The organism is Nostoc sp. UIC 10630, assembly GCF_010747425.1.
In the GTDB taxonomy this organism is placed as follows: Bacteria; Cyanobacteriota; Cyanobacteriia; order Cyanobacteriales; family Nostocaceae; genus Nostoc.
In genome coordinates this window covers 16562-38571 of record NZ_JAAGOG010000064.1, presented here as the reverse complement: position 1 = coordinate 38571, position 22010 = coordinate 16562, and the positions used below count along the sequence as shown (strand labels likewise).

Here is a 22010-nt window from a genome sequence, read left to right as displayed (position 1 = left end):
TTTTTCTGCTCAATTTAGTGTATAAAATATCGCCTATCAATTTACTTCTAATCTGATCAAAGTCTATCTTTTACTTATAATTTTTCAAAAAAAGACCCTGGAACAATATCCAGGGTGCATACACGTTTTTCAGGCATTAACAGGCTGAATAATAACTTTGTAAAATAGTTATTTCTACTATCTATAGAATGATACGAATATTGATCTATATATGGTATTGATAATTTTTTGTTGCTTGTTCTATTGATATATAGTATTTAATAACACTAACAGGCATTTTTTGATGGGCTTTTCTACTTCTTTAGGATAGTGTCAAACATTATTTAACATGATATGCATATATTATTAATAGGAAGTTAGAGGAGATTTTGGAAGTAATTTTTGATTAATACTTATACATCAAGTATGAAATCTAGGGCCAATATCCTGCAAGTACTCCGTTGAAGAACCTGTAACTCCTCGCCTGATGCCTTAGAGAGGATGCGCGATATTTTTTGCCTCACTAACTTGCAATATGTTGTATGTTTCAGTTGGTTAGCATCAGTCACAAAAAAGGCATGGCTAAAAGCCATGCCCTATATATACCAAGTGTTTACCATACCTTGCTAATTTATAATTACTTTGATTTAAGTTCATCTGTCTAGAGTGTGTTGACATACTCTAATCATAGGCATGAAAAAAGGTTTAGCACTCAGCTAAACCTTCATTGAAAGCAGTTATTCGACACACCAGAATTAATTTAGAGCTACTCTTAATTCTGGTCATCTTCCTCTAGGATGTGTACAATAATTATAAAATCTGATATCAGGCTCTATTGATAATATGGGAGTGATTTCAACCCCCTTTAGATAGATAAATATTTCAATAGATGTGATTAAAAATAAAATTGATATGCATTAATAGTCTAATTTAACAAAGCTTAAACAAAATTATTCTCAACTTTTTGGTTGCATTAAACTTAATCCGTTTCAGTTAAGAAGAATAGTAGTTGTCTATCACATTAATTCTGATAGCTGAATCAAATTTTAATTTATCTTCTTTCCTTCTTCCTTTACGCTCTTAGCGTCCTTCTCTAACGAGACGCTGTGCGTAGCTTGCTTCGATCTAGGAGTATGCGGTTTGTTCTGTTATCCCTCAAATGTAATGAGACAGACTAGTAGATTGGTTTGAGTGTAAGCGTTACTCAACAAAGTCTTGATAATGTTAGGTTCTCCTTCTCATTTGGAGACGCTACGCGAACGGGAAGCAGCAAGCTATGCGTAACTTGCTTCCCCGCAGGGGTACAAGTCGGGATAGCGTAAGGTCGCAGTGGCTCCCCAACCTACGCTAGTTTTAGTTTTTAGCGTTAACCCAAGCGTATCGTATTAAACTTCAAAAATGGCTGTAGTAAATTATATGCATTGACTCAAAATATAAAAGAAAGGGTGTGAAGTGAATGAGATGTCATAAAGCTGTATATTTTCTTTGCTGTTGTTTTTGTAGTATAGAATACTCACAATAATCTCAATAGAATAATCTACAAACAAATTTCTGCATAGGTGTGGCCCGTCGTAGACATCGCGCTATAGTAAAATAGTAGATAGCCTTGGACAAAAAATGAAAAGCTACTTCTTTTGAGGAATATATCAAAAATAATCTCTTGGTTTAACCTAAACAATCGCGTCTGTATAACCAATAAAGAGTGTGTCTAAATTAGATTAAGTGCGTAAAACCTAGTACAAAATTTAACAGTTAATAACTTGAATTACTTGTTTATTTATGTTTATTTAGTATCTTTAAAATCTCCAAGCATACATAGTTCAAGCCGATACTGTTTTAAATCATCATCTGATCTTTTTATATAAAGTTATGGTGAATTTATTAAGAAAATATTCTGTAATTTTGCGTATAATCGAAAAGTATCCGCTAAACCTCTCAGCTTGAGGTCTTCTTCCCTCAGCAATTTTTGCGTGGGTAAGAATTATGAAATAGGCAAAAGTAAAACACATTAGCTAATTCTGACCGAGTACTATTCTATATGTTCGCGCGAAGCTTTGTCTGTATCTCCCTAATAGATACAGACGAGGAATCCTAATAAAATCTTCTGGAGAAGAGATGTATTTGGCACATTCATTCATGAGTGATGAAAAGCAGCAAAACTCTCACCAGCCTTTGATTTTGGCAGTGGAAGACCATGATGATAGTCTTTTGCTGATTAGTTATGCTCTTGAGTTAATGGGTTGTAGATTTATTTGTCAAACAGATTGTTCTGCAACAGTGCTGGTGGCTAAAGAATATCAACCGGACTTAATTTTGTTGGATATTTTGTTACCAGGTCTTAGCGGTATCGATGTTGTGCGTCATCTAAAGCAAGAACCCTTAACTTCCAAAATTCCAGTGATCGCAGTCACAGCTTTAGCTACCACGGAGGATCGAGAGCGTATCCTCAAGGCAGGATTTGATGATTATATTAGCAAACCCTATATGATTGAGGACTTAGAGGCTATAATTCGCCGTGTATTGGCAGGAAAATTTTCTCCTTACTCAGCTTTTGAACTTTGTCAAGATTAGCAATTCAGCAGAAAAATGTCCCTGTAAAAAAGTTAAATGTTCTTGGGTAGTTGGACAGTGAACAAAGTACCTTTACCTACTTCAGAAGCAACCTGGATAGTTCCTGCGTGCCCTTCTACAATCCTGTGGGATAAATGTAGCCCTAAGCCACTACCTGAACGTTTATTTTTGCCTTGGCGAAATCGCTCAAAAATTGTTGCCTGATCTTCGGGTGCAATTCCATATCCTGTATCTTGTACCTCAATTGTTACCGAATCTTGATTTCCTGGAAGAGGTGATGTTTCAAAAATGCGGATTGTGATCCCTCCTGTATCTGTAAATTTGATGGCATTGGCGATCAAATTGTTTAGCACTCGGCGTAGTTCCAAGCGATCGCCCATAATAATCCCAGCATTTTTAGCCAGTGGATCTAATTTACTGGTGTCTGTTGTCAGGGTCAAACCTTTTTCATTCGTTAGAGGGCTTAGTTCACTCACTACTTCTTCAGATATCTCACGTAAATCGCATACTTCCCAATTCAACGTTTTTTTACCTGCCTCGAAGCGATAAACTTCTAGGAGGGTGTTTACCATTTCCATCAAATTTTGGTTACTGCGAATCATAACTGCGATCGCCTGTTTCATTTCTGGCGAGATTTTGCAGAATGTTTCCATCTCAAACAAATTCAACATCCGATCGGCAGCTACTAAAGGAGTTCGCAAATCATGAGTCAGACGGGAAACAAAGTCTTCCCGTTGGCGAGTCATTTTTTGTTGTTCGTCCAGACTGTGCTTGAGACGTAATAGCGATCGCACTCTTGCCAGTAGTTCATCCGTATCAAATGGTTTACGAATAAAATCATCAGCACCAGCATCTAAACCTTCGACAACGCTAGATTCATGAAAAGCAGTAATCAGCAGAATTGGAATATAACTAATTGCTGGGTTATTCCGAATCCGACGCGTGACTTCATAACCATCCATCCCCGGCATCATTACATCTAACAAAATCAGATCGGGTGGAGATTTTTCAACTTGTCTCAAAGCCTTTATTCCATCTGAAGCCAAATCAATTTCATATCCCTCACTTTCTAAAATCGCTTGAACCAAAATAAGATTATCTCGAGTGTCATCAACTGCGAGAATACGATAAATTTTATTATTTTCAGCTACAGACATAATTTATAAATTTTTCTCAGTTTTTGGAAGTAATTTATAGTTTAAATTTAGGATATCCTATCGGTGCTTGCCTAGCTTGAGAAGATGACTGATGGGGATTTTTTGCTCTACCAAAAATTCCGTCGCTGTCTAATTGTAAATTAGGAGGATCATCTGCCACATTTTGTAATGTGATTTGACGCGGCAATTCAATTTTAAACATTGAACCAATGCCCAATTTGCTCTCCAGAAAAATTTTGCCGTCCATCATTCGCACCAATGAATCTACAATTGCTAAACCCAGACCAGTCCCTGGATATTTGCGAGTGATAGTTTGATCGACTTGGCGAAATGCTTCAAAGATACGTTTAAAATCTCTGGATGCTATACCAATACCTGTATCCCGAACAATAATTACTACTTGATTTGTAGGTAGTTCCTTAACTTCAACCAAAATCTCACCAGACTCTGTGAACTTAATTGCATTGGAGAGTAGATTAGTTAAAATTTGTCTGATCCGAACAGGATCGTTAAATATCAAAGGATTTTGCAAATCGGTTTGCACTAACAATGACAGCTTTTTAGCATCAGCGAGGGAACGCATTTCACCTACAGCGAGATTTACGACCTTTGATACATCAAATATTTCCGCCTTTAAGTCTAATCGTCCTATCTCCAGCTTAGAAAAGTCAAGAACTTCATTGAGTAGCATCAGTAAATGCTTCCCATTATTCAAGATGCGCTCAATCATATCTGCTTGCTGGTTACTTAGTTGACCGAACTTAGGACGCAGCAGTATTTGCGAAAAACCAATAATCGCATTCATCGGCGTTCTGAGTTCGTGGGACATAGTGGCCAAAAAATGTGATTTTAACCGTGATGCCTCCAACAGCTTAAAGTTTTGCATTTGAATCTGTTCTTGTTGTCTCTCCAATTCTTGGTTCTTACGAATGAGTTTTTCATTACTTTCTCTAAGCTGCTCTTTTGCCAAAGCCGCCTGCATTTCAGCCCGATAAATCCGAATCGCACTCCGCAAAACCTGTGCCAAGTTTTCTGGTGATATCCTAGACTTAGAGAGATAGTCTGTAGCACCAGCTTTAATTAATTCAACAGACATTTGTTCATCTCCTTGACCAGTCAAGACTACTATAGGAACTTTAATTTCCGAAAAACGTAGCCGTTGAATCAAGGTTAGTCCATCCTGGTTTGGTAAATCATAGTCGAGGAAAACACAATCATAAGCAGTACTGCTTAAGGCATAAAACGCATCATTGCCATCGTCGACTTCAGACAGTTCCATCTGAATACCTGCTATCGTCAGGGACTGACGGACTACCATCCTGTCTACTTTGTCATCGTCTACAACCAAAATTTTCAGCGTCTCTTCCATCGTTTTTTATTTTTGCCGCCAAACATAGGTTGATGTATAACATTTCTCTTTTGAGATTATCCAATTAAAAAAAAATATAAGATTTTCGGACATCTAAAATCTGTAACTTGATTGACTAAGGCGTTTAGCACAATATCCAATACTTGTTTAGTTTTTCTATCATCTTGACAAAGTTAGGTAATATGAAAGGCTTGAGGATATATCTGGCTAGATTTAAGTCGTCAGCTTTCACTCGGTGTTGATCTTGCTTTAAGGTTGTCATTACAATTACAGGAGTTGCTTTCAAAGCTAATTCTTGGGTTAAATTTAGTCTGTTGTATCCTTAATCTGTTTAGTTTGCCAGACTATTGAAATTAAACTCCTAGCAAACTACCAATAGCTTTCAAAAAACTAGCAATTAACAAATCGAAAACTATTGCTCTAGGCACAACAGACAGAACTGATATAAAGTAAAATAAAATACTTTACTAAGCTTAAACCAATTGTAAATGAGTGAGCAAGCGACCGTCGTCAGCCATTGGTGAGAGTTGCATACCATTATCGTGTACCATAAGCTTGAGCAGTTTTAACCATTAGATTTGGTTAGACCAGGTAAATAAGAAAGTGCTTCCTATACCTATTTGTGAATCACAAGTAATCCTACCTCCTGCAATTTCAACAATTTTCTTAACGATCGCAAACTTTCACAGTTTGGAAAATTCCCAAAACCTCCTCGCAAACTTTAGGAAGAATACCAAGCCCTTCTAAGCCTTTTGGCATTAAAAAGATTACTTTCCCACTTTGACTGCTGAAGGGTTTAACTTTTGAGCCATAAGTTCCCCAGCATCTGGATGCACGAGTAATTACCCCATGCAGTTGTAGTTGAATTCCTTTTGAGATGTGTCCACCATTGAGCCTGACTTTTCACGTGATAGGGAAAAGAAGAGGCGAAACCTAAACCCCTAGCCCCCAAACCTTGTAGGGTTGGGGAAGAGTTTAAAACCTCTTTCCTATAAGGAAAAAGGAATGGAAGTGAGGTTTTCCAGATCCCGTTAAAAGTCAGAACTTCGTCCATTTTTGTAAGCTTTGTTCAAAGCTTTGTACAAGATAATAAGAAATAACTAATGGAAGATGGCAACTAAAAGCTGAATTCTGAGCAAGGGAGAGCAATTTGGCATTCGTCTCAATATTTCATACTTTTTGTGCAAGTATCTATATATCTCCAGCTAGATATGTCCTCTATCTAAATATAAAAAAAGAGGAAATTTATTATTTCTAGCGATGGATGCAGACTGGTTAAAATATCATCTATCTTTGGTTTGGGGAAATAAGAGAAAGCGCTAACGAAAGGTAATACTTTGAAAGATGCAAACAGCGTAAGAGCGAGTATAGCGATGAATGAAATTAGCATTATTTTAATTGAAGATCATGACTTAACACGAATGGGGCTAAGAGCGGCATTACAGTCTCACAGCGCCTTGAAAGTAATAGGCGAAGCAGCAAATGCGACTCAAGGACTAAAACTTTTGGAAACGGCAAAGCCAGATGTAGCTGTTGTAGACATCGGTTTACCTGACATGGATGGCATTGAACTCACCCGTAAATTCAAACGCCATCAAGCTGAAACTGGTCAGACGACAACGAAAATTCTGATCCTAACGATGGATCACACTGAAGACGCTGTACTTGCAGCTTTTGCAGCAGGTGCTGATTCTTATTACATGAAAGAAACAAGCATCAGTAAATTAACTGAGGCGATTCAAGCAACTCACGGCGGTAACTCTTGGATTGATCCGGCAATTGCCAATGTGGTATTGCGGAAAATGCGCCAAGGCATTCCTGGAGAAAGTCAAAATTCTGATAAGCCGAAGACTGTAAAAATTGAGGCGCTAGCGTCAGAATACGAGCAAGTTTTAGAAACATATCCCCTAACTCAACGGGAATTGGAAATCTTAGAATTGATTGTAGCTGGGTGTAGCAATGGGCAAATTGCCGAGAAACTCTATATTACAGTTGGTACTGTAAAGACTCATGTTCGTAATATTCTAAATAAATTATGTGCTGATGATCGTACCCAAGCTGCCGTCAGGGCCTTACGTTCTGGATTGGTAGCATAAGGAATTGGGGATGAGGGAGCAGGGGAAGAAGAACTATTATTGTTGCCCAATGCCCAATGCCCATTCAAAATCGTTCTTGTAAACATTCTGCAATGCGTAGTGCGGCCCCTGGTTTGCCCATACGCCGCAGTCCATTTTCGGCAATAATTTGCAAGATATCAGGATCTTTGAATAAAGACTGGACGATCTCGGCCACTTTAGCTGGTTGCTCAATTAAAATCAAAGATGATCCTAAAAGACGACTTTGAGCTTCAGCAAAGGCAGGGTTATATTGGGGGCCATTGCCGGGAATAGCGATCGCAGGTTTCCCTAAACCGATAAACTGTTCTGTGGCTGTACCTGCCATTGCGATCGCAAAATCTCCCAAATGCAAACAGTCATTATAGGATTGTTGAGTCAGCAAAAGATAAGCATTTCTTTGTTTAAATGTCAAGATATTTGGATCGGGAAGTTGGATAGGACATACCGATTCCACTCGCCAGCCTTGGGATTGCACGCTTTGGGATAAAATATTAGAGTCTAAACCAGGAGCGATCGCACCTAAAAACACCACCGTGCCAGAAGTGTAAAACACCGAATCTCGCTCCTGGAAACTTGCCATCAGCGCAGATACAGCAATCATAATTTTTTCCCAGTTGGTGTATGCCTCTGGCGCACGGGAACCAGGAAGAAGAGTCACCATTAAAGGTCTAACCGTTTCTTGCTGGTGACTATCCCGACTATAAAATTGTTGGCGTGAAAAGGTCGGTTGTAGACCATCCATCATGGGATTACCCAAATTAAAAGCGGGAATTGGCCATTGCTTTAATGTTTCCGTCGTCAGCACATCTCTAGGAAACACTGCCTTACAACGGCGACGACTCATTAACCAACGTTCCCAAGGATGGTAAACTGAACCAGAAAAGTTTTCCCAACGCGCGTCTTTGGATTTCCGTGGTAACAATCCAGCTTCATCGCGCACATAATATTCAGATTTCGCCGTACCCACAAAAGCATAATTAGCGCCACTAAAAGTTGCAAACAACAGGGGGACGATATCTCCCACAGCTAAAATCGCTCTTTTATTACCTAATTTTTTTTGAGAACTCACCCATCGGCGGACAGCTTTAATCTGGCTGAGGGTAAGTTGCAATAAACCACCGCGTACATCCCGCGCTAACTGGCGGCCATCCATATAAATAAAGCCGCCAGAAGGCATAGTGCGGACTGAACCGATAAGAGGGATATCCAACTGTTGGTAAGCACGTCCTTCACCCACCAGAGGTAAAGCAAATATCTCTGGTGGGTTTGATTGTCGTTGGAGTTCTTGCAAAATCCGAACTGCAATTACATCTTCCCCATGACCATTACTTAATACAAGTAACCGTAAAGGAGAAGTTGCAGGTTGGGAGTTAGAAGCTACAGATAAGCGGGATGAATTACTCATAAGAAACAAAATATCAAAATTAACTGTCGTTTGGGTAAGAGGTGTAAATAGGGAAAATCGGCGAATAAGCTGGAACTTAGTATTATCGCTATTTCTTTGCTTTCCTACAACTAATGCCAAATTCTCAAAGGATGTATTGTTTAAAATTATTGGAAAAGCTTTTTAATCAAGTCTTTTAATCTAAAATCTAAAATCCAAAATTGATATAACTCCCTGTTAATTAGGTTAAATATTATGCGAGTTTCTGCTACTGCAATTTTTACTTTAGCTACTTTAGCTGCTGCCAATGTCACTCAGCAAGCAACGGCTACATCTGCTAAAACCGTTACTCCAACGGCAAAAGCCGGTAACTTAGTAGTGCCGATAATTGAAGACACTCCCACACGGATAGAGACAATTGCAACTCCTGAAACTATAGTTGCACAACAATTTTCTCAAAATCCCGTTGCCGCACAAACAGGTGCAAGCAAAAATTCCCCAGTAGTCTTAAAGTCAGCAAAAGAATTAATTTCCCAAGCCATCCTCCCTACCTCCCCCTCACCATCTTCCAAAACCTCTGCTACTGAGAGCAATTTAGTAGTCACAGCTACAGACGTACAGGTAGTGGGAGCCAATCAAGAATTGCAGGAGATTATTCGTAAAGTCATTAAAACCCAGGTAGGTGGAGAAACCAGTCAAAGCCAGCTACAAAAAGATGTAGCTGCAATTTTGGATACAGGTTTATTTAGCAATGTCAGTGTGAATAGCTTTAGCACACAAGCTGGATTGAATGTAGTTTATCAAGTGCAACCAGTAATTGTGCGATCGCTGCAATTATCTGGTGCTAAAGTCCTCACTTACCAAGTGGCCCAACAAAAGTTGCAATCTCAGATTGGAACCACCATCAGTCCTGCTGGACTCCAGCAAGCAGTAGTACAAATTAACAAATGGTACGCCGACAACGGTTATAACTTAGCACGAGTGCTATCAATTAAACCCAGTTATCAAGGCATTCTCACCGTGAATGTTGCTGAAGGCTTAGTGAGTGATATCAAGTTTCGCTTTATCAACGATGAGGGTAAAACCGTTGATAGCAAAGGCAATCCCGTCGAGGGACGCACCAAACCAGATTTTCTGCAACAGCAACTCAAGCTAAAACCTGGTCAAATCTTCCAAGAAAATGTCGTTAAGCAAGACATCCAACAGCTATATCGCACTGGTTTATTTGAAACAGTGAATGTTGCTTTAGAAGGAGATGCGACAAAACTTGATTTAGTCTACCAACTTAAAGAAACTGGGGCGCGTGGTGTTAACTTGGGTGGTAGTTACAATGCAGATCAAGGTTTAGTAGGCACAATCAGCTATCAAGATCAGAATGTTGGTGGTATTAACGATACATTAGGTGTGAATGTTGGCGTAAGTAGCCGTGACTTGCAATTTAATAGCAAATTTGTCAGTCCTTATCGGGCAACAAACCCCGATCGCTTGGGGTACACTGTGAATGGTTTTCGTAATCGGGAACTTTCGGAAACCTTTGATGACAAGATTAAGCTAGCTAACGGCGACAAAGTACGGGAAGGTCAAATTGGTGGGAGTGTCAGCTTACAGCGACCAATTGACAACTGGAATACCTCATTAGGATTAAACTATACCCGAACTAGTATTCGCGATCGCCAAGGTAATATTACCCCAACTGACGCTCAAGGCAATCCCCTCTCTGCGAGTGGAACTGGCGTTGATGACCTAACTACCGTATCATTCACCGCCACCAAAGACCAACGAGATAATCCCCTCAACCCAACTCAAGGTTCCATTTTGAGTTTGAGTACAGAACAATCTGTGCCTATCGGTCAAGGTAATATTTCTCTAAATCGCCTCAAAGCCAATTACAGCCAATATCTACCAGTCCAGTTATTTAACACCAAACAGCCACAAGTATTTGCTGTGAACGTCCAAGCTGGTACCGTCATTGGTAATTTACCGCCTTATGAAAGCTTTAATTTAGGTGGTTCCAATTCAGTGCGCGGTTACGATTCCGGCGATGTGGGAAGTGGTCGTAGTTATGTCTTAGCTTCCGCAGAATATCGTTTTCCAGTTTTACCAATCGTAGGGGGTGTATTATTTGCTGACTTTGCTTCAGACTTAGGCTCAGGTGATACTGTATTAGGAGATCCGGCGGGTGTGCGAGACAAACCCGGCTATGGTTTTGGTTATGGGGCTGGAGTCCGCTTAAATTCACCACTAGGCTTAATTCGGGCTGATTATGGCATTAATGACCAGGGAGAAAGCAAAGTGCATCTAGGTATAGGTCAGAGGTTTTAAGTATATTCAAACTTTCTTTATGAGGCTACGCCGGATTTTTTGATCTACTCTTTCTTCCTTTGTGTCCTACCCTTCTCTTTCGGAGACGCTAGGCGTAGCTTGCTTCTCCGTGGAGTATGCGCTTCGTTTTTCTTACTTATATTTTATAGTTTGGCGCATTTTAATACAGAATTAGTATAAGAGGTTGTTTTAAAAGTGTTTGGCTGTGATTTTAGGCATTTATTGATTCCCCCTAACTGCTTTTAAAAAGGGGAATTTAGCGGGATTAAAAACGTTTTGCTACAAGAATACTTTTCAAACATCCTCTTAAAAAGGGGGGAACCGGAATCAAATTCCTCCTGGTCAGATTGATTTAGAGGAAAATAACTGATGTCTGATTTAATGAACAAACAAATCATCCTCAAAAGTCGTCCAGTCGGCGAACCAAAAGAAAGTGATTTTGCTTTAGTAGAAACACCAACTCCCGAACCGGGTGAGGGCGAAATTCTTAGCCGTACCATTTATCTATCTCTCGACCCTTATATGCGTGGTCGTATTAGTGCAAGCGAGTCTTATGCTGCATCAGTAGAATTGAATTCTGCGATCGTGGGTGGTACAGTCAGCCAAGTAATTAAATCAAATCATACTCAATTTCAAGTAGGAGATTTTGTTCTGAGCAATAACGGTTGGCAAACTTATGCTGTATCTAAGGGTGAGACACTGCGTAAACTTGATCCCACTCAAGCACCTTTATCTTATAGCTTAGGTGTACTGGGTATGCCTGGTCTGACTGCTTATGCTGCTTTGCTTGATATCGGTCAACCGAAAGAAGGTGAAACTGTTGTGGTTTCAGCCGCCTCTGGTGCTGTCGGTGCAGTAGCAGGTCAAATTGCCAAAATTAAAGGTGCTAGAGTAGTGGGAATTGTCGGGAGTGACGATAAGCGGGACTATATAGTTAAAGAATTAGGCTTTGATGTTGGCATTAACCGCAAAACCCAAGAACTTGATTTAGCACTCAAAGAAGCTGCACCTAATGGAATTGATGTTTACTATGACAATACAGCAGGTGTGATTTTAGAAACTGTATTGCAGCAGATCAACCTTGGGGCAAGAATTCCACTAGTAGGTTTGATTTCGGAGTATAACGCTACATCTACTCCATCAGGGCCTAATTTAATGCCATTGCTAGTCAAACGAGCTTTAATCAAAGGTTTCTTAGTTACCGATTATCAACATCGGTCTAATGATTTTTTGCGTGATGTTTCTGGATGGTTACAGTCTGGTCAGCTTAAGTATAAAGAAGATGTAGTTATGGGTTTAGAAAACGCTCCTCGTGCATTCATCGGTTTACTTCGAGGTGAGAATTTTGGCAAGCTGATTGTTAAGGTTAATGACGATCCAACAGTCAACTGAAAGGCACATCACTAAACAGAAAGGAGCAAATTGTCGAAAGTCAGCGTCAGTAGTAGATAATTCAACTAAAGTTTTAGGTGTAACTAAATGCACAATGATTTTAGGAGTAAGCTGCCACTACTGCTGACATTCTGCTTATTTACGAGCTTTTTGCCTGCCTCTGGTTCAGTTTTATGTCCAGCCGTTGCCTCTGACGAATATTATAGAGTAGCCAGAAATAATGGCAGAGATGGACGTGCAGGAACCGATGGGCGATCGGGTAGAAGCGGTGAAAACCAAAACATTTTTGTTAATGGTTCACCCGTTAATCTTGATTTGTCCGGTAAAGATGGTGAAGATGGGGAAGACGGGGAACATAGCGATCGCCCTGACTGTGGTTATCAACGCGATGCCTACGGCGGGCAACGCCTACGCGCCAGCCATGATATAAATGCACCAAATGGTGGCAATGGTGGCAATGGTGGTAAGGGAGGAGATGGGGGAAATGGTGGTTCCCTCACAGTGTATTACAGCAATTTGGCAGACTTACGAAACATTTCCGTTCGGGCAACTGGTGGGCAAGGTGGACGTGGCGGTAGAGGTGGCAATGGTACGCAGGGTTGTCGCTGTCACAAGCGGAGTTGGGAAGTTAAAACCTGTAAAGGAACTCCCGGCAGCCCTGATTACAAGTGTACTGACAAGGTTTATCGATGTAGCGACGGTAGCGATGGGCGAGATGGCAGCGATGGTAGTGACGGTAGCCAAGGGCGCTTAGGAACTTTAAGTATTGTAAATAGCAAGGAAGCTTTGGCAGGCGATAATCCAACGGTGCAGCTAGCAATTTCGGAACTGACAAACAAACCAGTAAACCTCTCAAAGAACAAGTGGAATCTTCGCAAAGGTGCAGCTTCTCTACTTGCGCCTGGTTCTGCGATCGCAGATGATTATCGAGAGTTTGAACAGCGTCTAGAAGAAACTTTTCAAATAGTTTGGCAAGAAAAACAACCCATTACCAGCTTTGGCAATCAAGCTGTAACACTTAATTTAACTGACAACAAACAAGTAGAAGTTACTTTTGCCGAGGACTTATGGGTTGATGGTAGCATCAAAAATGAAGCTAACTTAACAACATTTACCGTTAACCATGCCATTACCAAAAAAGATGTCACCCGGTTAGCTGTAGCAGAGTTTGCCGAAGCAGGACAAAACCTCAACTTAAAAATAGTCGATTTGGCAGCAAAATCTGATGCTATTAATACTCAGTTTCGCATCAAATTCCGCGCCCAGGATAACTTGTATGGCTTTTCTGGCTACAAAACTGAATATGAAGGGGATATTCCCAACGAACTTGTGACTCGTGACTACAACCGTTTTACTCTAGCTTTAGGCAAGCTCAAAATTCCTGATTCAGCTTTACGTCCTGGTGTCAACGTTGATATTGAAGTCGTAGCAACTCGTTCTTTGGGAATACGTTCTGCCAAGCAAACTATTAGCTGGCAGGGTGCAATCCGCAAGCCTAGATAAAATTTAGGAAGATTTTTTCCCATCTGAAACCATTTGCGAAAGAATATAAGCTGCAAAATCTAGTAACTGATCCAGCAAAAAGCCAATGATACCAATGTAGAGGATCACCTGGATCATATAATCAGCATTGCCAGCTTTATAAGCTTCCCAGAGAGTAAAGCCAAGTCCTTTTGGGCCTGTTAACATTTCTATAGAAATAACTATAAACCAGGCTACCCAAATACTAACTTTCAAGGCATGAAATATATGGAATATAGCTACTCGAAAGTTATTATTCTGCCGACGAAAATGTTGCATACCAATTGCCGTATTAATAATCATCGTCCAGAGAGTTCCTAGAAAAACTACTGTAGTAGCAGCCGAGTCGCTCTCTTGAAACACTATTAATGCAATAGGTAGTAAAGCTATAGGAGGGATACTATGTGGTATTTGAAATATCAGCCTAAATAGTTGATAAATCATGCTATTCATGCCTATTAGATATCCAACAAAACTACCCAATACGGCAGCTGGAATGTAACCTACAAACAACCGTTGCAGGCTAGCTAAAATGTCTAAAAACATATATTTTCTCTGCCTCAGTTCTCATGGAAAAGATTTAGAAAATACTGTGGCAACAACACAAAGTAGCGAAGATAAAAATGTGTTAAATTACACGATCTCTTTGAAGAATACAAGATTTTTTTATCTTCTCCTTGTCGATACTTAATCAATAAAAGTTAGGTATTATTACGATGTTTTGGTAGTAATGCAAAGAGTGGTAAAGCTTGACTTTAGTAAACTTTATCAGAAAAATAAATCCTGATTAGTAAATTAAATACAATTTCCAGATTTTAATTGTTTGATGATTGTAGTAAGTATGAATATGTAATATTTTTAATATTACATAAATGGCAAAATTTGTTATGAGCAATACAGAATATTTATAAAACAAGGAGTGTCAGAGATACTTCAATACTTCTCGGTTAAGCATTTTTAACTCGGAATCGGGTTTGGGGTAAAGGGTACTGGGTTTGGGTTAAAGGTTTTTTCTTTCCCTTTTCCCTTTTCCCTTTCCCCTTTTCCCCTTAACCGAGAAGTATTGAGAGATACTTTATCAAGTAAAAACAAAATTACCGTCGGTAAGCCAATGCGTTGCCCGGATTTTTTACTCATGAAAAATCCGGGTATCCATTTCTTCAAAAATCAACTCTGTTAGCGTTATTTCAATGCAAACAAAAAGAAAGACATGATTGGCATTTCATATAGCGCTGCGATTGGTTATACCATTTAAATCGATACTCCTAAAAATTACCCCAAGAGCCGACATCACTAAATCTTTTGAACGATTTACGTTTACCTTATAAATTTCAGTGCGTCTTTTTTATCTAGATGCGATTATTTGCCTAAATTCCGCTTCATTTGTTCTAACTCGTCTTGGGTTTCCCAGCTACGGAATTTCTCTTCTAAATCATCAAACCCACTAGAATAACCACTAGTTTTATTTGACCAGCCACTGGTTTCAAAACGCTGTTGAGTTTGCGCTTTATCACGGGCTGTTTGTGCTTCGGCGGCTTTAGCTTGAACCTCTTGTCGCCGTTGCTGGATTTTTCGTAATAGTTCTTGAGATTGGTTAATGCGTTCTTTCAGCCCTTGCATGTGTCCCCAGCGCTGATTTCCTTCGCGCAACAGGGCTGCTTCTCGCTCACCCGCCGCAGTCGCTAAATCTTCTCTGCCGGCGTTTTTGGCTTTTTGAACACGGATATGCCAACGCTGAATTTCTTGAGCGGTGGAGAGAATTTCTTCTTGCGATCGCTTCTCTTGCAATTGTAAATCTGCGATCAGCTTTAATGTGTCTTCTTCTTGCTCACGCAGCTGTTCTAGCAGCGCCTCTAACTCCAAATGTGGATTGTTACGCAAGAATTCTTCTAAACGGTTTTCTAAAAACCGACTCAAATCATCAAATAAGCCCACTGCTAGAACTCCAGAGATCGGGTGCGTGACTATTTTATTGTAGTAGTCCGGTGGACTTCTGGGTGTTAGTTAGATTTCAAAGTTGGGAAGAATGTATTTGGTGAAACTACGCAAACAACGCTGACTTATAAAATAAGGCTTTAATCAGTATGAGTTCTGATTTTCAACCGCCACCTAAGAACTTGTCCATACTAGCTTCTGTAGGAGGGGTAGTTACGGCTGTAATAGCGATCGCAATTTTAAATGGTTGGTCTAAGCAACTTTCCCAGGCTTCCATAGAAAAACCGGAAATCTCAACATCCGAAACTGCTTCACGCCAGTTGGTACAACCAAAGAAACCCCAAAACCCTGCCTCTGGTGCTGAAGCAGCTGAAATCATTGCCAGTCTTGATGCTAAATCTGTAGTTTTACCAGGTCAAGCTATTCCTAAGAACCAACTCACAGTAGCGATAATTCCATACATTGCTCCGGGAGTTGGAAAACTAACTCCAGAGGAAATGACAACGGCACGTATTGCTTGGTCATATTTCCAGCGCAACTGGAATGATGAAACTGGTTTGATCAATTCCGTTGATGGCTTTGCCTCCGTCAGTATGTGGGATCAGACAGCAGCGATCGCAGCCTTAGTTAGTGCCAAAGAACTCAATATCGTGCCTGCGGCTGAATTTGAAGCCAAAATGAGCAAAATGTTGAAAACACTGGCATCAATGCCTTTATATAAAGGGGAACTACCCAACAAGGTTTACAATGCCAAAACCCTCGTACCCGTCAATTATGGTCAACTAGAAAAACGCGAAGAAATTGGTTGGTCAGCTATCGATTTGGGAAGGATGGCAATCTGGTTGAAGATTGTCGAGGCAAAGTATCCAGAAATGCGATCGCTTTCTACAGACGTTTGGAAACATTGGCAAGTCAAGCGCATTACCAAAAATGGAAAAATGTACGGGACTGCCGTTATTAAAGGTAAAGAACAATACAATCAAGAAGGCCGCTTAGGCTATGAGAATTATGCTGCCTACGGATTAAAGCTTTGGGGCTTGAATGTTACACAAGCATTGGATTATCAGTCCAATGTTGCCTTTGTCGATCTTTACGGACAGGGAATTCCTTATGATCGCCGCGACTATAAAAACTCTGGAGCCAATAACTACGTTCTTAGCGAACCCTATATTTTAGATGGTATCGAAACTGGGTTTCAAGCTTTGCCTAAAGCATACGCCGATCGGATTTTAGCTGCTCAAGCAGGGCGTTATGAAGCGACAAAACAATTAACCGCCGTTACCGAAGACAACTTAGATCGCCCTCCCTACTTTGTTTACAGCAGCTTGTTTGTCAACGGAGAACCTTGGGCAACCGTCACAGATACCCAACAAAAACACAACGATTTGCGGTTCCTCAGTGCCAAAGCTGCGATCGGCTGGCACGTACTTTATAATACTGATTACACGCAGCAGTTATTTAATTTCGTCCAAGCTAACCTTAACTCTAAAGATGGTTGGTATAACGGCTTTTATGAGTCTATGCGTCAGCCAAATAAAGCTCTCACCGCCAACAATAATGGCGTGATTTTAGAAAGTTTGCTGTATAAACAAGTTGGACAACCACTTACAGTTTGGGCAGGAGTCAAAAGCCAGAAGTCAATCAAAAGGGCTATCAGAACACCATAAGTTACAGCTAAGATTATCAGACCATGAAAAAATTGGCGTTGCATGATAGAAGTTATCTACTGTGCAATGTCCATACCGTGTCAATACTTTTCGGTTAAGGGGAAAAGGGGAAAGGGAAAGGGTTTGAATTTCCCTTTCCCCTTTCCCCCTTAACCTTTCCCCAGACCAAAAGAGAGATTATTGGGTTTAACCGAAAAGTATTGCATACCGTGTAACTACGGGAATTTGCAATATCCATTAAGTAACGCCACTTTATGGCAAAAGTCTCTGAACGGACACTGAAATATCTGCGAATGCTAATGGTGTAACCGTTCCTTGCGTAAGAGTATATTCTTCAACATACTTACCGTTTTGAAGATTTCTGAACACAATCATCTGTTGAGCAGATAAATTTAAAACCCAATATTCTTGAATCTCAGCCGTAGCATAAATCGCAGCCTTGATCTCCAAGTCCTTGTTTAAGCTGGTTTTAGCAACTTCTACAATCCAAAATATATCTTGAGGAGCAGGATGGCGATCGCTGTAGGATGATTCTGGAAGTCGAACAATTGCAATATCAGGTTCGGGTTCCGAGTCAGATAGTGTAATGGGCCCATTGAAACGAACATCAGCTTTACCTGATAGCAATTCTTCTAAATATTTTGCACCTCGTTTTGCTGTGGTGTAGTGAATTGGGGTTTCTGGACTCATCTCAACAATTTCGCCTGCTAACAGTTCCAGATGACGACCATGCAGAATGCCCGCCTCAACCATGCGGTGATAGTCGTCTACAGACCATTTAGCCAGGGTTTTCATAGCAGAATTGCTCACAGCAGAATTGCTCACATTCTTGTGATAGACCTAGTTTAATTTTAAAAGTTGCTGGACTGTGTTTGGGACAATCTGAAAATACGATCACCATCTTTGCCTGACAACCAACTACTTGCTATCTTGCGCCCCTAACTGCTCTAACAAGTCATGAATTGATAAAACGGGTACGGTTGAACTCAAAAAACCTTGCGTATCGCGTGTCACAATAGCATCTAAACCTTGAGCAATAGCACAAGCGATTTGAACAGCATCTTCAAAATCAGCTAAACCAGATCCGAACGCTGATTTCAAGACGGCTCGATTAACAGGACAAATTACCATAACAGTCAGCGTTTCTGAAACTGCTTGCCGTGCTTGCTCTATGCTGCGCGTGTGTTTTCGGGAAATATAAAAAATATCTGTAAGTGTTGTCGCTGTGATATGTCCAACGACACGACCAGAATCAATCTCCTGAAACAACAGTTCCGCGTCTTGGAAAAATGGAGATCGCTGTAACAGAAAATCTAGGACAATATTTGTATCAATTAAAACTTTCATTAAAGATACTTGTCCACTCGTCGCTCTTCTAACATTGCAGCCACTTCTTCATCAGTCGGTGCTGGCTGGTCTGTTTTTAGCAAGCCTCGCATCCGTCTAATCGCGCTAGAGCGCTCAGGCTCAGAAATTGGCGTGTCTTGCAAGGACTCAATGATAGCGCTCACTAGTGCAAGGCGATCGCTTGGTGGTAACTTGAAGACCTGCTCCTTCAATTCTTGTAGCAACATAGACGGCTCCTATAGTCGAAGGTTTCTAACATCTAGTATGAGCGATCGCGCCTTCTATGACCAGATTTATTGACCCTGTTACAGTTCCCAAGTGCAGGTCTTATTTTTATTTTGCGATCGCACCCCATCTCAAAAATCATCAGCGATAAATACACCTCATAAATCTTGATTTAGGAATATAACTGTACAGACGCACTATGCGCTCCTAACTCCTAATTGCTTTTTTGCGTATGATATACAAACCTCCTCAACAAAAGCTGTTGAGATGGATTGCATTGTTCCTAGTTGGGACATTTCTGCAATTGTTGTTTTACATCCCGACACCAGTCTTATCCCAAAATTCCAATAGCTGTAGCAATATTACAGCCCCTCTGACACCTGAAGAACAAACTTACGCTCGTGGTGCTTGGCAGTATTTTGTCAAAAACTATCAGCCAGCAACAGGATTTACCAATTCTACAGGGGGTTATCCTTCTGGTACACTCTGGGATATGGGTAACTACCTGATGGCGTTGAATGCTGCACGCTGGTTGAATCTCACTGACCAAGCAGATTTTGATGCTCGTCTCAACAAATTTTTAACGACTCTCAGCAGCTTAAAGTTATTTGAGGATACTTTGCCCAATAAAGTCTATAACGCAGCCAATGCACAAATGGTTGATTATGGCAACAATCCCCTTGAGCGGGGTATTGGTTGGTCTGCTTTGGATGTCGGGCGAATACTTGCAGCATTTGATGTCATCCGTACCTGTCATCCGCAATATAATGATTGGCTCAAAGGAATTGTAGCGAAGTGGCAAGTGGCGCGATCGCTCAAAGATGGGCAACTTTATGGCGCTACTGTTCTCCCAGACAACAAAACGTTATTGGTACAAGAAGGACGACTCGGCTACGAAGAATACGGCGCTAGAGGTTATGGACTTTGGGGTTTTTCTGCACCCAAAGCTATTTCTTTAGAACCGTTTAAGTTAGTTGAAATTAATGGTGTACAAATTCCTGTTGATACCCGTGACTTTCAAAGCACCAACGCTAATAATTACGTTGTTAGTGAGTCTTATATCCTTGAAGGAATTGAGTTTGGCTTGCAAGGTGAGTTAGCTGATTTTGCTGCTAGGGTTTTAGATGTACAAAAACGGCGTTACGATACCACAGGGCAATTGACTGCTGTTACAGAAGATAATATCGACCAAAAGCCTTATTTTCTTTACAACACCATCTACGCCAACGGTGCAAAGTGGGCAACAATCACGGATGCTAATCAACCTTATCCACAGTTTCGTAGCATCAGCACCAAAGCTGCTTTTGGTTGGCGCTATCTTTTTCCAGAGAATGCTTATGCTCAAAAAGTTTTTGATGCTGTCAAGGATCTCCGTAGCCCTGATGATAGTGGTTACTATGCTGGTATCTATGAAGAATCCAAACAGCCTAATAAAGCTTTGACAGGTAATACTAATGGGTTGATTTTGGAGATTTTATACTACAAAGCTAAGGGAAATCACCCCTTAATTGCTTCTGGTTCTGCGAGTGTGTCTACTGGCAAACCCAGTGAAAATGCTTCTCCTGTAACACCCTCAAATCAACCAAATTCTACTGTTACGGCTCCTACTGCAACGCCTGCGGATACTCCTAAACCAACAGAAGTGGCCGTTGCACCTATTCCACCGGTAGATAGTCCCCAATCATCATCTAACCTCAAACTAGATCGATCGCTGTCGGTGATTGAACGGCGCTATGCAGAGGCGGCTTGGCGATACTTTCAAGCGAATTATCACTCCAAAAATGGGCTGATTGACGATCGCAGTGATTTCAAAGGCGCAACCCTCTGGGGACTAGGAGATTACCTCGCAGCCCTCCATGCAGCGCGATCGCTCGATATAATTACTCCCAAGGAATTTGACCAGCGCACCCGACATCTTTTAGGAGCCCTGACAAAGTTACCATTGTTTGCTGGAGAGTTACCCGGTCGGGGTTATAATACGCGATCGCTGCAACTAGTAGATTACGGTGGAAATCCAGCCCCAGAAGGAAACGGCTGGTCAGCTTTGGATTTAGGTAGAATGCTGGCAGCACTTTACAACTTAAAAACCTGTCATTCAGAATACACGGCTGCGGTAGATAAAATTGTGCTGGATTGGTCATACTTGCGTGTGGTACGCGAAGGTATTCTATCCAGTGCGACTGTCACCAAAGAGCAAGAAGGGCGATCGCTGATCCGCGTCAACCCAGAAACCCGCTTGGGATATGAAGAATATGCAGCTAGAGCTTTTCAATTATGGGGATTTAATGTTAATGGTTCTGCTGTTGGCGGAGAATATCAAACGGCCTTAGTAGAGGGAGTGAAAGTGCCAATTCAACGCCACCGCAAAGATAGCAACTCCAAAAACCAATACACAGTTAGTAATCCTTTCTTACTCTATGCTTTGGAGTTTGGACTAGACCCACAAATGCGATCGCTCTTTGAACCAATTTTTCAAGCACAAGCTGAACGTTATCGTCGCACCGGCAACCTCACAGCCTCAGCTACCACCTTGATTGATCGTAAGCCTTACACTGTCCACAGCACAATTACTGGAAAAGGTGAGTCTTGGGTGGCTTTAGGAGATGACGGTCAACCTGTACCAAAAGGGCGATTGGTAAGTACAGTAGTCGCTTTTGCCTATCATGCCCTGCTTCCAGAAAACAAGTACAGTCAAGAGTTACTGCAAGGAACGACTGACTTATATAATCCATTAGCTGGATTTTATGAGGGTTTCTATGAAGCCACAGGTAAAACGGCAGTTGGTTTCACCAGCAGCACCAACAGTATGATTTTGCAATCCTTGCTGTACAAGGTAACGAATCAACAACCTCTAATTCGTCCGACAAATGACATGAAATCTCCTTGGTGGCAAGAAATTAGTCAGGGAAATTCTGGGCGAGGTCTACCCAACACTGCCAAACAACAAACTAAGTTAATTTCTGATAGTTCTGGCAGTTACTGGGTTTCAGCTAGCGATCGACATTGAGAGAAGCAGACGCAGGA

At 40.9% G+C, this 22010-nt stretch carries 16 protein-coding genes; 7 read left to right on the top strand and 9 right to left on the bottom strand.

Annotation, left to right across the window (positions count from 1 at the left end; all coding sequences use genetic code 11):
* Positions 1–2094 precede the first annotated feature (2094 nt).
* Positions 2095–2550, top strand: coding sequence for a response regulator (locus G1O98_RS16755; protein ID WP_163929837.1), 456 nt, complete (start codon positions 2095–2097; stop codon positions 2548–2550).
* Positions 2551–2582: 32 nt separating this feature from the next.
* On the opposite strand, the gene G1O98_RS16750 is transcribed toward G1O98_RS16755, so the two are convergent.
* Both G1O98_RS16750 and G1O98_RS16745 read right to left on the bottom strand, forming a co-directional pair.
* Positions 2583–3707: a hybrid sensor histidine kinase/response regulator gene (locus G1O98_RS16750; RefSeq protein ID WP_163929836.1), complete on the bottom strand. Its 1125-nt coding sequence runs from the start codon at positions 3705–3707 to the stop codon at positions 2583–2585.
* A gap of 34 nt (positions 3708–3741) precedes the next feature.
* A complete protein-coding gene (locus G1O98_RS16745; RefSeq protein WP_163929835.1) occupies positions 3742–5076 on the bottom strand; it encodes an ATP-binding protein in 1335 nt (444 codons plus the stop codon).
* Positions 5077–6449: 1373 nt separating this feature from the next.
* Here G1O98_RS16745 and G1O98_RS16740 point away from each other — a divergent pair.
* The gene (locus tag G1O98_RS16740) at positions 6450–7172 is read left to right on the top strand and encodes a response regulator transcription factor (RefSeq protein WP_012408175.1); all 723 of its coding nucleotides are present in this window, start codon (positions 6450–6452) and stop codon (positions 7170–7172) included.
* A gap of 64 nt (positions 7173–7236) precedes the next feature.
* Here the strand turns inward: G1O98_RS16740 and G1O98_RS16735 are convergent, their stop codons facing one another.
* On the bottom strand, positions 7237–8598 hold the full coding sequence (locus G1O98_RS16735; protein ID WP_163929834.1) for a lipid-A-disaccharide synthase-related protein: 1362 nt from the start codon (positions 8596–8598) through the stop codon (positions 7237–7239).
* Between the two features lie 234 nt (positions 8599–8832).
* Here G1O98_RS16735 and G1O98_RS16730 point away from each other — a divergent pair, with 234 nt between their 5' ends.
* From G1O98_RS16730 to G1O98_RS16720, 3 genes are all read left to right on the top strand, one after another.
* Complete coding sequence (locus G1O98_RS16730) at positions 8833–10899, top strand: outer membrane protein assembly factor (RefSeq protein WP_163929833.1); 2067 nt, start codon at positions 8833–8835, stop codon at positions 10897–10899.
* A gap of 369 nt (positions 10900–11268) precedes the next feature.
* Complete coding sequence (locus tag G1O98_RS16725) at positions 11269–12291, top strand: NADP-dependent oxidoreductase (RefSeq protein WP_163929832.1); 1023 nt, start codon at positions 11269–11271, stop codon at positions 12289–12291.
* Between the two features lie 87 nt (positions 12292–12378).
* Complete coding sequence (locus G1O98_RS16720; protein ID WP_163929831.1) at positions 12379–13794, top strand: collagen-like protein; 1416 nt, start codon at positions 12379–12381, stop codon at positions 13792–13794.
* 3 nt (positions 13795–13797) lie between these two features.
* On the opposite strand, the gene G1O98_RS16715 is transcribed toward G1O98_RS16720, so the two are convergent.
* From G1O98_RS16715 to G1O98_RS16705, 3 genes are all read right to left on the bottom strand, one after another.
* Positions 13798–14358 carry a nitrate transporter gene (locus G1O98_RS16715; RefSeq protein WP_163929830.1) on the bottom strand — a complete coding sequence of 187 codons (561 nt, stop codon included), beginning with the start codon at positions 14356–14358 and terminating at the stop codon, positions 13798–13800.
* A 411-nt stretch (positions 14359–14769) separates the two neighbouring features.
* A complete protein-coding gene (locus tag G1O98_RS16710) occupies positions 14770–14949 on the bottom strand; it encodes a hypothetical protein (protein WP_163929829.1) in 180 nt (59 codons plus the stop codon).
* 222 nt (positions 14950–15171) lie between these two features.
* Positions 15172–15747, bottom strand: a complete 576-nt coding sequence (locus tag G1O98_RS16705) for a TIGR04376 family protein (protein ID WP_163929828.1) — start codon at positions 15745–15747, stop codon at positions 15172–15174.
* Positions 15748–15896: 149 nt separating this feature from the next.
* Between G1O98_RS16705 and G1O98_RS16700 the strand changes: the two genes are divergently transcribed.
* Positions 15897–17414 carry a DUF3131 domain-containing protein gene (locus G1O98_RS16700; RefSeq protein ID WP_175586714.1) on the top strand — a complete coding sequence of 506 codons (1518 nt, stop codon included), beginning with the start codon at positions 15897–15899 and terminating at the stop codon, positions 17412–17414.
* A gap of 252 nt (positions 17415–17666) precedes the next feature.
* Here G1O98_RS16700 and G1O98_RS16695 read toward each other — a convergent pair whose 3' ends face one another.
* The 3 genes from G1O98_RS16695 to G1O98_RS16685 all read right to left on the bottom strand — a co-directional run bounded on the left by G1O98_RS16695 (position 17667) and on the right by G1O98_RS16685 (position 18988).
* Positions 17667–18209 (bottom strand): Uma2 family endonuclease, encoded by a 543-nt coding sequence (locus G1O98_RS16695; RefSeq protein ID WP_163929838.1) that lies wholly within the window; start codon positions 18207–18209, stop codon positions 17667–17669.
* Positions 18210–18332: 123 nt separating this feature from the next.
* The gene (locus tag G1O98_RS16690; RefSeq protein ID WP_163929827.1) at positions 18333–18761 is read right to left on the bottom strand and encodes a PIN domain-containing protein; all 429 of its coding nucleotides are present in this window, start codon (positions 18759–18761) and stop codon (positions 18333–18335) included.
* Complete coding sequence (locus G1O98_RS16685; RefSeq protein WP_163929826.1) at positions 18761–18988, bottom strand: hypothetical protein; 228 nt, start codon at positions 18986–18988, stop codon at positions 18761–18763. The genes G1O98_RS16690 and G1O98_RS16685 overlap by 1 nt, the downstream gene beginning before the upstream one ends.
* A 230-nt stretch (positions 18989–19218) precedes the next feature.
* Here G1O98_RS16685 and G1O98_RS16680 point away from each other — a divergent pair, with 230 nt between their 5' ends.
* Positions 19219–21993: a DUF3131 domain-containing protein gene (locus G1O98_RS16680; protein WP_163929825.1), complete on the top strand. Its 2775-nt coding sequence runs from the start codon at positions 19219–19221 to the stop codon at positions 21991–21993.
* Positions 21994–22010 lie beyond the last annotated feature (17 nt).